Raw genomic sequence first — 10968 nt, forward strand, 5'->3', positions numbered from 1 at the left:
TTGAGAGGACATAGATGACGGCCTCAGTATCAGATTTTCTGACTCCGCGAATTGTTGATATTCAGCAAATCAGCGATACCCATGCCAAAGTCACTCTCGAGCCGCTCGAGCGTGGCTTTGGACATACTCTGGGTAATGCCCTGCGTCGAATCCTGCTGTCTTCGATGAGCGGCGCCGCCATCACCGAAGTGGAGATCGAGGGTGTCCTGCATGAGTACACCACTATTGAAGGTGTTCAGGAAGATGTCGTTGACATCCTGCTGAATCTCAAGGGTGTTGCCCTGCGAATGGAGGGCGAGGACGAAGCCACCCTGACGCTGAACAAAAAAGGCCCCGGTCAGGTTACTGCCGCGGATATTCAGCTGATTCAGAATGTAGAAGTAATCAATCCGGATCATGTGCTGGCCAATCTGACCAAGGAAGGCGAGTTGAACATGACTCTCAAGATTACCCGTGGGCGGGGTTATGAAGCCGCCAATACCCGGGGTGACGAGGAAGAAGAGGATCATCCCATCGGTCGCCTGCAACTGGATGCGAGTTTCAGCCCGATACAGCGTGTTGCCTACGTGGTCGACAGCGCGCGTGTTGAACAGCGTACCGATCTGGACAAGCTGACAATCGAACTTGAAACCAACGGCACTATCGATCCGGAAGAAGCGATCCGCGGTGCGGCAACGATTCTTCAGGACCAGCTCTCTGCCTTTGTCGATCTGCGTGGCAAGGAAGAGACCAGCCCCGCCGAGCAGGAACCGGAAATCGATCCGATTCTGTTGCGTCCGGTCGACGATCTGGAGCTGACTGTCCGCTCCGCCAACTGCCTGAAGGCAGAACAGATTTACTACATCGGTGATCTGATTCAGCGCACCGAAGTGGAACTGCTCAAAACACCGAACCTGGGCAAGAAGTCCCTGACCGAAATCAAGGACGTGCTGGCCTCCCGTGGATTGTCACTGGGTATGCGCCTGGAAAACTGGCCGCCGGCAAGCCTGAAGGACAAGGAAGCTTCCTGAAGCTTCTGACTGTTTAACGAATCTAGTTTAGGATTTAGAACCATGCGTCACCGTCAAAGTGGTCGAAAGCTCAACCGGAACAGCCCGCATCGCAAGGCGATGTACCGTAATATGTCGGTTTCCCTGTTCCAGAATGAATTGATCCGCACCACCTTGCCCAAGGCCAAGGAATTGCGGCGCACAGTCGAACCCTTGCTCACGCTGGCCAAGACGGACAGTGTGGCCAACCGTCGCCTGGCGTTCAACCGCCTGCGCGATCGCGAGGCCGTGACCAAACTGTTCAACGAACTGGGTCCACGCTATCAGGAACGTCCCGGCGGTTACCTGCGGATTCTCAAGTGCGGTTTCCGTACTGGCGACAACGCACCGATGGCCTATGTCGAACTGGTCGATCGCCCGGCACCGGAATCTTCCGCCGAGGAAACTGCAAGCGAAAACGCCGAAGCCTGAACTACGGGTTCAGTTTCAGAGTAAAAAGCCGGGCAATGCCCGGCTTTTTTGTTTGTGTCGCTGCCTCGACAAATAACAGGAACCACTGAATACACTGAAGACCACCGAAGACACCGAAAATAAAAATTCAGTGAGTTCAGTGTCAATCGGTGTTTTCGGTGTAACTCACACCGTCAGCAGTTGATGGTGGAAAGTTCGCTGTTCGAGTGAATGGGGGAATGGGGATGATTGTTTTATTCACTGATTTTGGCTATGAGGGACCCTATGTCGGGCAGATGAAGGGCGTGCTGGCCCGACATGCCCCGAATGTGCCGGTCATCGATCTGATGCACGATGCCCCGGTATTCAATCCTCGTGCTGCAGCCTATCTGCTGGCTGCGTTATGTGAGCCATTCCCGGAGCAGGCGGTGTTTGTTTCAGTGGTGGATCCGGGCGTCGGGCATCCGCATCGGCGACCGGTCATCGTGCGGGCAGACAACCGCTGGTTTGTCGGACCCGCTAACATGCTGTTCAATACGGTGATCAAACTGGCCGGGGAGGTTGAGGTTTGGGAAATCACCTGGCGTCCGCCGCAACTGTCCGACTCCTTCCACGGCCGGGATCTGTTCGCGCCGGTGGCGGCGCAACTGGCGCTGGGGCGCATGCCGGAGGCCGAACAGATTTCCGTCACGGACTTGCTGAGTCTCGACTGGCCGTCGGATCTGTACGAGATCATCTATTTCGATCACTATGGCAACGCCATGACCGGGATCCGTGCCGACGCACTCAGCAGCGATCAGCAATTGCTGATCGGCGAGCAGAAACTCTATTACGCGCGGACCTTTTCCCTGGCGGAAAAGGGCCGGCCGTTCTGGTACCGTAATTCATCGGGGCTGGTGGAATTGGCGATGGACAGCGACAGTATTCGCGAACATCTGCGACTTCAGATTGGCGAGACCATCAAGCTGGCTGACGAAGATTAGTGCTGCCGATGAAAGATGACTTCGGTCATCAGCCGACCTTCGAACCACGCCTCGATGGTCAACTTTCCCGTTTGACGTTGTATTGTCAGACCGGGGCGGGCGGCGGGTTGTATCGCGCCCGCTGCAAGCAGTTCAGCCGGATAATGCATCCGCAAGGTGACATGATAAGGATAGTAGCCGTCGAGAAAGCGGCGGTGATAGGGACCGTTGATCAGCTTGTATGTTTCCCCTTCCTTGTAAAATACCCGGATCCGGGCCTCGACGCAGAGACGGTTGTTGCGTTGCAGATCGGTCATCTGTATCGAGTTGGCGATCACTTCTGCATGGCCGATGTTGTGGTTTTCCACGATTCTCAGGTCACGCATTTGCTGGTATTGATAGGTCACTTCCAGTTCCGGGACCGGATCCAGGTTCTCGTGACACTGGCGCAGTTTCAGCCAGCCATTTTGTAACGTACCGGGTTCGATCCAGAAGGTATTGTCCGAATGGGGCACCGGTTTGTCCGGCGGGGTGGCCAGAAACTCGAGTTCGCCCATATTGACTTGAAATTCGGGTGGCGTCAGCTCGTCGCTTTCCAGCCACTCCAGTTGTTCGGGCGTCGGCTCGGCCGCAGAGACGCTGCCTGCCAGCAACGGAATGACCAGCCCAAAAGTATTTCGTAATGTCATGTCAACAGCATAGCGATTGATTGACTGTTTGTCAGATCACGAAAAAATCCGGGGAGCACAGCTAACCACCGAAACACCGAAGACACCGAAACTCACCGAATGATTATTTTCGGTGTTGTCGGTACTGGGTTATCGGTGTCTTCGGTGGTTTATTGCTAAAAGGCTATGCGCGCTTCTTTTCGCGTTTCTGCCGGGCCTCGAGCACCGGCTTGAGATAAACGCCGGTATGTGAGTTTTGGTGTTCGGCCACTTCTTCGGGCGTGCCGGCACAGACCAGGGCACCGCCCTTGTTACCGCCTTCGGGCCCCATGTCGATGATCCAGTCAGCGGTTTTGATCACATCCAGATTGTGCTCGATGATGACGATGGTGTTGCCGTGATCGCGCAGGCGGTGCAGGACGGCCAGCAGCTGTTCGATGTCGTAAAAGTGCAGGCCGGTGGTCGGCTCATCCAGAATATACAGGGTATTGCCGGTGTCGCGCTTGGACAGCTCGCGCGCCAGCTTGACCCGCTGCGCCTCGCCGCCGGAGAGGGTGGTGGCGTTCTGACCCAGTTTGATATAGGTGAGGCCCACATCCATCAGGGTCTGCAGCTTGCGCTTGATCGCCGGCACGGCGTCGAAAAAGCTCAGGGCATCCTCGACGGTCATTTCCAGCACTTCATAGATGTTCCTGCCCTTGTATTTGATCTCCAGCGTCTCGCGGTTGTAGCGCTTGCCCTTGCAGACATCGCAGGGCACGTAGATATCCGGTAGAAAGTGCATCTCCACCTTGATCACGCCGTCGCCCTGGCACGCCTCGCAGCGCCCGCCCTTGACGTTGAAGCTGAAGCGTCCCGGGTTGTAACCTCGTGCGCGAGCCTCCTGGGTGCCGGCGAACAGCTCCCGGATCGGGGTAAACAGCTGGGTATAGGTGGCCGGGTTGGAGCGGGGCGTGCGGCCGATGGGGCTCTGGTCGATGTCCACCACCTTGTCGAACTGGCCGAGGCCGACGATCTCGTCGCAGGGCGCCGGTTCCTGGCCCGCCTGGTTGATCTCGGCGGCGGCGTGCAGATAGAGAGTGTCGTTGATCAGGGTCGATTTGCCCGAGCCGGAGACCCCGGTGACGGCGGTCATCAGCCCCACCGGGATGTCGATTGTCACATTCTGCAGATTGTTACCCCGGGCGCCGCGGATCGACAGCCAGCGCTCCCCGGTGGGGGTGCGTCGGGCCGGGACGGCAATGGCCTTGTGGCCTGACAGGTACTGGCCGGTCAGGGAGTCGGGGCTCGCCATAATCTGCTGTGGCGTGCCCTGAGCCACGATATGGCCGCCGTGGGCGCCGGCCCCGGGGCCGATATCCAGTACGTGATCGGCGCTCAGAATCGCCTCCTCGTCGTGCTCTACCACGATCACGGTGTTACCCAGGTCCCTTAAATGATAAAGGGTATTGAGCAGCCGGCTGTTATCCCGCTGGTGCAGGCCGATGGAGGGCTCGTCGAGCACGTACATGACCCCCACCAGCCCGGCGCCGATCTGGCTGGCCAGGCGGATACGCTGCGCCTCGCCGCCGGAGAGGGTGTCGGCGCTGCGATCCAGGCTCAGATACTCCAGTCCCACGTTGACCAGGAAGTTAAGCCGCAAGGTGATCTCCTTGAGGATTTTCTCGGCAATCTTGCCGCGTCGGCCGGGCAGCTCGAGGGTACTGAAAAAATGATGCGCCGTATCGATGGCCATGGCGGTGACATCGGGCAGGGTCTTGTCGGTGACAAACACATGCCGGGCCTGGCTGTTCAGCCGGGTGCCGTGGCACTCGGGGCAGGCCTGATGATTCAGGTATTTGGCCAGCTCCTCGCGCACCACGTTGGACTCGGTCTCGCGATAGCGGCGCTGCATGTTGGGAATGACCCCCTCGAACGGCTGGCGCTTTTTGTGCTCGCCGCCGCGCTCGTTGAAATAGACAAATTCAATCTTCTCCTCGCCACTGCCGTGGAGAATGATCTGCTGCAGCGATTGCGGCAGATCCTCGAAGGCGGCGTCCATGTCGAAGTCGTAATGGCGCGACAGCGACAGCAGCATCTGGAAGTAATAGACATTACGCCGGTCCCAGCCGCGGATGGCGCCGCTGCTCAGGCTCAGTTCCGGGTGGCTGACCACCCGCTGGGGATCGAAATACTGGCGCATGCCCAGGCCGTCGCAACCGGGGCAGGCGCCGGCAGGATTATTAAACGAGAACAGCCGCGGCTCCAGCTCGCTCAGCGAGTAGCCGCAGACCGGGCAGGCGTAGTTGGCGGAGAAGACCAGATCCGGGTGGTCGTCGTCCATCCAGGCGACCCGGATCACGCCGCCGCCCAGATTCAGTGCGGTCTCGATGGAGTCGGCCAGCCGGGTCTGCAGATCGGCGCGCACCTTGAAACGATCCACCACCGCCTCGATGGTGTGCTTGCGCCGCTTGTCCAGGTTGGGCAGATCATCCAGTTCCACCACCTCGCCGTCGACCCGGGCGCGGATATAGCCCTCGGCGCGCAGGGTGTCGAACACCTGGTCGTGCTCGCCTTTGCGATTGTCAATCACCGGCGCCAGCAGCATCAGCCTGGTAGCCTCGGGCAGGGCGAGAATGTGGTCCACCATCTGACTGACGGTCTGTGCGTCGAGCACAATGTCATGTTCCGGGCAGCGCGGCTCGCCGGCACGGGCGAACAGCAGGCGCAGATAGTCATAGATTTCAGTGATGGTGCCGACCGTGGAGCGGGGGTTGTGCGACGTGGACTTCTGCTCGATCGAGATGGCCGGAGACAGCCCCTCAATGTGATCCACATCGGGTTTTTCCATTACCGACAGGAACTGGCGCGCATAGGCGGACAATGATTCCACGTAACGGCGCTGGCCCTCGGCATAGATGGTGTCGAAGGCGAGCGACGACTTGCCGGAACCGGACAGGCCGGTAATCACGATCAGTTTGTCGCGCGGCAGATCCAGATCGATGTTCTTGAGATTGTGGGTGCGGGCACCCTTGATGTGGATCGTGTCCATGAATTCTTCCTGCTACAGCCAAACACGCTACTATACGACGTTTTCGCCATCACGGGGAAGCCGATACGTTGTTTCTGTGATCGGGGGACGAGGCAGGTTGCTCATGATGGTGTCATTTTGACTTTACGCGGTACTGGCGCACTTCATCCCTGTACCGGCATTGGGAATGCGTATTTGGTGGGCTTGCCGGGTCAGTGTTTCCCGGGCGGGAGGTTCCTGCTAACATCGGCTTTTTACCGATAGTCTGACTGGGACTATCCCGCTTTTCTCAAGCTGGACTTCTCCTGAACTTAATCAATGCACGATAACGCGATGACCAAAGGCGAGCGGCGCATTGCGCTGGTCCTGGCCGGGGTATTCTCCTCCCGCATGCTGGGGCTGTTCATGATCCTGCCGGTCTTCACCCTCTACGCCCACGAGTTGCACGGCTATACCCTGACCCTGGCCGGACTGGCTCTGGGCATCTACGGCCTGACCCAGGCACTGCTGCAGATTCCCCTGGGCATGCTCTCCGATCGCATCGGCCGCAAGCCGGTGATCCTCGGCGGCCTGCTGGTGTTCGCGCTTGGCAGCGTCATTGCGGCCCTGTCAGATTCCATGTGGGGGGTGATCCTGGGCCGGGCCCTGCAGGGCGCCGGCGCCATTGCCAGTGCGGTGCTGGCGCTGGCGGCGGACCTGACCCGCGAGGAACACCGGCTCAAGGTCATGGCCCTGATCGGCATCAGCATCGGGCTCTCCTTTGCGCTGGCCATGGTGGTCGGACCGCTGCTGCACGGCTGGTTCGGGGTGCCGGGGATTTTCTGGGTTACGGCGGGCCTGGCCGCGCTGGGCATCGTGCTGGTGCTGCGGGCGGTACCGAGACCGGTCAGTGTGCGCTTTCACCGCGACACCGAGGTGGAGACGACCTCGCTGGGTCAGGTGCTGCGCGATACCCAGCTGCTGCGGGTTGACGCCGGGATTTTCATCCTGCATCTGCTGTTGATGGCCAATTTCGTGGTGGTGCCGGGGCTGCTGGAGCAGCGCTTCGGCCTGCCCGGGGCCAGCCACTGGCGGGTCTATCTGCCGGTACTGTTCCTGTCGATGCTGGTGATCATGCCGTTTATTTTCCTGGCCGAGAAAAAACGCATGGTAAAACAGATACTTGTCTTCGCCGTCGGGCTGATGCTGGCGGTCCAGGCCGCTCTGGCGTCGGGCATCGACTCTATGGCGGGCATGGTCTTCGTGCTATGGTTGTTTTTTGTGGCGTTCAACCTGCTGGAGGCCAGCCTGCCGTCCCTGGTGGCCAAACTGGCGCCGGTGACCCGCAAGGGCACGGCCATGGGCGCCTACACCACGGCGCAGTTTCTGGGGGTGTTTGTCGGCGGGACGGCCGGCGGCTGGCTGGCGGAGCACTATACGCTGACCAGCCTGTTCCTGTTTAATATGGCCCTGGCGGGGATCTGGCTGCTGCTGGTGGTCAGCATGCGTCAGCCGTCTTATTACACCAGCCAGCTGTTGAATGTGGGCAACCTGGACGAGCAGCAGGCCGAGGAGCTGGTCCGCAAATTGAGCGCAGTGCCGGGGGTAATCGAAGCCATTATTGTTGCCGAGGAGGGCGTCGCCTACCTCAAGGTCGACAAGCCGAAACTGGATCAAACAGCGCTGTTTGCCTATTCGGTAACAGCACAAGGCTGAACATCAGCGTAATCATTGCACGAAGGGAGAGGACGAACATGGCAAGGGGCATTAATAAAGTAATTCTGGTAGGCAACCTGGGGCGCGATCCGGAAGTGCGCTATTCCGCCAACGGCGCGGCGATTGCCAATGTGTCGATCGCCACCTCCGAAAGCTGGAAAGACAAGAACACCGGCGAACAGGTGGAGAAGACCGAATGGCACCGGGTGGTGATGTTCCGCCGCCTGGGCGAGATTGCCGGCGAGTACCTGAAGAAGGGCTCCAAGGTCTATATCGAAGGTAAACTGCAGACCCGCAAGTGGCAGGACAAAGAGGGCCACGATCGCTACACCACCGAGATCGTCGCCAACGAAATGCAGATGCTCGACTCGCGCGGCGGCGGTACCGCCAATTTTGACAACAACTACGACAGCGGTCAGAGCAGCAGCGGTGGTGGTGCCGGTAGCGGTGGTGGTCAGCCCGAGCCGGTCCCGATGGGGGATTTCGATGACGATATTCCGTTCTGAATGATGCAGCCTGTCTGACAAAACAAAACCCCGCCGTAGCGGGGTTTTGTTATTAGAGTCGACCGTTCATGGTCGGCAGGCAGCGCGGCGTGTTAATAACCGCCTTCATTATTGCCCTGGCCGGAGCCTCTGCCGCCGCCCATGCCCTGGCCACGACCCTGACCCTGTTCCATGTGCTGATCACGTCCCTGACCCGGTTCCATGCCCCGGCCACGTTCTCCGTCGCGACGCATACCCATGCCGCGCTGGCCGGGCTCATCGGGCAGCTCGACACCCCGCTCCTCAGCCCGTTGCTGCATCCGTTCATGGTGTTCCTTGCGAAAGGCTTCGCGTTCCTCTTCGGAGTCCATGTTACGCATTTGCTCGCGATGTTCGACCCGTTCCTCCTCGCTCATCAGTTGCTGGCCGTAAATCGGTGCATCCGCATCCTGGGCCAGTGCCAATGGCGCACTCAGGGAGAGGGCGAGTAGAAGTGGAATTTGTCTGGCAAGGTTGAGTTTCATAATGTCACTTCCTGATGAAAGTTGAATTAGAGTAAAGCATAGAAATGGCGATACTTCCGTGCAAAGACGGCAAAATAGTTAACCGAGTCGGGCATTGTAAGCCGCTGGCCGTTTATATTAGGATGAGAACTACTGAATAGTCTGTCAGCTGAATATGGCCGAACCGGAAGCGTCCCACAAACCGCAACACGAAGGCTATCTCTGGCCCTCGGCGGATTACGATCGACAACTGGCCTCGGTACGCGACATGATCGGTGAGTCGATCTATCTGGTGCTGATCAAACCCAGCGATATCAACCTGGCGGTGACACTGGAGAACAAACCGGTGACGCTGCTGGATGTAGTGGACTTTCCCGCCCCGGATCCCGCCCGGCGGCTCTATCCGCACATGTTGATCCTGTCCGACGGACGCGGCATCAATCTGGGGCACATCGCCCGCCTGAGTTATAAGCAGGCCTTCAGTCCAAACGCGGAACAGATCATCTATCAACAGGATGCGCTGTTGAAAAAGTTCCTGTTCCAGGATCGTCGCCTTTCACCGCAGAGCATTCGGGACACCAGCCGGATCCAGCTGGCGCGGATTCTTGGCAAGGCCGAACCCGAACGCCTTGAGTGAGTTTTCGAAAGTTTTGTCCAGCGCTTCAGGAAAAGATTTTAAACACAGAGACATAAAGGGCCGCGAATCAGCCTGGTGCATATGATATCTGCGTGATTAATCAAGACGCTGCATGAAAATAACTTCCCCAAGTGGCTTTGCCGTTTTTTATCGCGTAAGGTCTGTGTTGAGAGCGAATGACAGCGATCGATTGCGCTTGGCGGTAATTGACAGCCTGAGGTTGCCCGGCTAGGCTCTATCCATTATATGGCTCACTATTATAATAATAAGTGAGTCATCCCTTAATCGTAACCGTCACCTTGTCTTATTGTATAACGTGAAGCCTTTCTCTCAGATATGTCTGCTTACCAGCCTGACGCTACTGATGTGGTCAGGCTTGTCACTGGCTGCATCGCCTGAGTCTGAAGCGGGAGAGTGCGAACCGTTTGATGACGACTGCCTGGATCGGCAAAACTCGTCGATTGATGACAGTTCCGCCAGCAAACCTTTTTTTTCCTTTCTCGATCGGCCCCAGGGCAGCTTGTCCTATGGGTTGAATGAGATGGCGACGGCCATGGACGAATTTTTCGCCGAGGAACGGGTTTTTTATGACAAGACCGGCAGTTATGTGCGACTCACGGCCGATATGGTGTTTGATGAGGTCGGCGATACCCGCTATATCGGTGATGTCAAAGTCAAGATGCGCCTGCCGCGAACCGAGGAGAAGCTCAAACTGACCTTTGAGAGCGATCCGGAAGAACAGCGCGATGATCTGGACAGGACGCTGGAAGACTCCCCGAGCGAGGCCGCCCGGGAGAGAGCGTATTACGGCGGGATTCAGGCGACACTGGGTGACGAGAAAGAATGGCGTTTCAAGCCTTCAATTGGTGTCAAATTCGACAAGCCGATCGATATTTACCTGCGCTTGCGCATGGATCGTAACTACAAAACCGGTAACTGGCTGTTTCGGCCCAGCCAGACCTTTTATACCTTCAAGGAAAAAGGCTTCGGATCGGACACCAAATTTGTCCTGGACTACGGTATTACCGACGATATTCTGTTCCGCTCTTCCAGCTTTGTTCGTTATACCGATGAAAATGATTACTATGAGCCCAGCCAGGTTTTTTCCCTGTTGCACAGCCTGAGCCCCCGACGCGGGATGGCCTACCAGATCGGGGTTTACGGTATTACCGAGCCGGGCTGGCATGCCACCGACTACCTGGCACAAATCCGGTATCGCCAGAATATTCATTCCGATTATCTGTTTATGGAGTTGCTCCCCAGGGTGTTATACCAGCGTGAAAACGACTTTGACGCCGAACAATCGGTGACGCTGCGCCTGGAGATGATTTTCGAATGATTGATTCACGGACGGCGGAAAATCAAAAAGTAATTTTCTTCGAGCATCTGCGGCTCACGGATCAGGATAAAACCGGCGGCAGTTACTTCGTCGACTACTTCATCACGATTCGCCCTGACATGGGACATCACCCAGGCGGAACTTTCCCCTGGCTCCTTGCGAAAATCGATAATCGCGAGCTTGCCCCCGGGACGTAATGCCCGCTGAATCGAGTCCAGCATGGCTTCGGG

The 10968-nt window shown here is 57.8% G+C and carries 10 protein-coding genes and 1 pseudogene; 7 read left to right on the forward strand and 4 right to left on the reverse strand.

Annotation, left to right across the window (positions count from 1 at the left end):
* Positions 1 to 14: 14 nt before the first annotated feature.
* The 3 genes from U5J94_RS02805 to U5J94_RS02815 all read left to right on the forward strand — a co-directional run bounded on the left by U5J94_RS02805 (position 15) and on the right by U5J94_RS02815 (position 2422).
* Positions 15 to 1010: a DNA-directed RNA polymerase subunit alpha gene (locus U5J94_RS02805; RefSeq protein ID WP_322564115.1), complete on the forward strand. Its 996-nt coding sequence runs from the start codon at positions 15 to 17 to the stop codon at positions 1008 to 1010.
* A 42-nt stretch (positions 1011 to 1052) separates the two neighbouring features.
* The gene (rplQ, locus tag U5J94_RS02810) at positions 1053 to 1460 is read left to right on the forward strand and encodes a 50S ribosomal protein L17 (RefSeq protein WP_322564116.1); all 408 of its coding nucleotides are present in this window, start codon (positions 1053 to 1055) and stop codon (positions 1458 to 1460) included.
* Positions 1461 to 1684: 224 nt separating this feature from the next.
* Positions 1685 to 2422 (forward strand): SAM-dependent chlorinase/fluorinase, encoded by a 738-nt coding sequence (locus U5J94_RS02815; RefSeq protein ID WP_322564117.1) that lies wholly within the window; start codon positions 1685 to 1687, stop codon positions 2420 to 2422.
* Here the strand turns inward: U5J94_RS02815 and U5J94_RS02820 are convergent.
* Together U5J94_RS02820 and uvrA are read right to left on the reverse strand one after the other, a co-directional pair.
* A complete protein-coding gene (locus U5J94_RS02820; RefSeq protein WP_322564118.1) occupies positions 2419 to 3090 on the reverse strand; it encodes a hypothetical protein in 672 nt (223 codons plus the stop codon). The two genes, U5J94_RS02815 and U5J94_RS02820, sit on opposite strands and share 4 nt — an antisense overlap.
* A gap of 163 nt (positions 3091 to 3253) precedes the next feature.
* Positions 3254 to 6100: an excinuclease ABC subunit UvrA gene (uvrA, locus tag U5J94_RS02825; RefSeq protein ID WP_322564119.1), complete on the reverse strand. Its 2847-nt coding sequence runs from the start codon at positions 6098 to 6100 to the stop codon at positions 3254 to 3256.
* 297 nt (positions 6101 to 6397) lie between these two features.
* Here uvrA and U5J94_RS02830 point away from each other — a divergent pair, with 297 nt between their 5' ends.
* Positions 6398 to 7774, forward strand: a complete 1377-nt coding sequence (locus U5J94_RS02830) for an MFS transporter (RefSeq protein ID WP_322564120.1) — start codon at positions 6398 to 6400, stop codon at positions 7772 to 7774.
* A gap of 38 nt (positions 7775 to 7812) precedes the next feature.
* Positions 7813 to 8280 (forward strand): single-stranded DNA-binding protein, encoded by a 468-nt coding sequence (ssb, locus tag U5J94_RS02835; RefSeq protein ID WP_322564121.1) that lies wholly within the window; start codon positions 7813 to 7815, stop codon positions 8278 to 8280.
* Between the two features lie 92 nt (positions 8281 to 8372).
* Here ssb and U5J94_RS02840 read toward each other — a convergent pair whose 3' ends face one another.
* The gene (locus U5J94_RS02840; protein WP_322564122.1) at positions 8373 to 8783 is read right to left on the reverse strand and encodes a hypothetical protein; all 411 of its coding nucleotides are present in this window, start codon (positions 8781 to 8783) and stop codon (positions 8373 to 8375) included.
* Positions 8784 to 8937: 154 nt separating this feature from the next.
* Between U5J94_RS02840 and U5J94_RS02845 the strand changes: the two genes are divergently transcribed.
* Both U5J94_RS02845 and U5J94_RS02850 read left to right on the forward strand, forming a co-directional pair.
* Positions 8938 to 9399: a hypothetical protein gene (locus U5J94_RS02845; protein ID WP_322564123.1), complete on the forward strand. Its 462-nt coding sequence runs from the start codon at positions 8938 to 8940 to the stop codon at positions 9397 to 9399.
* Between the two features lie 376 nt (positions 9400 to 9775).
* Positions 9776 to 10738, forward strand: coding sequence for a hypothetical protein (locus U5J94_RS02850; RefSeq protein ID WP_322564124.1), 963 nt, complete (start codon positions 9776 to 9778; stop codon positions 10736 to 10738).
* 5 nt (positions 10739 to 10743) lie between these two features.
* On the opposite strand, the pseudogene U5J94_RS02855 reads toward U5J94_RS02850, so the two are convergent.
* Positions 10744 to 10968: pseudogene (locus tag U5J94_RS02855) on the reverse strand (SAM-dependent methyltransferase); the annotation flags it as partial.

The sequence above is a fragment of the Thiohalophilus sp. genome (assembly GCF_034522235.1).
Classification (GTDB): Bacteria; Pseudomonadota; Gammaproteobacteria; order UBA6429; family Thiohalophilaceae; genus Thiohalophilus.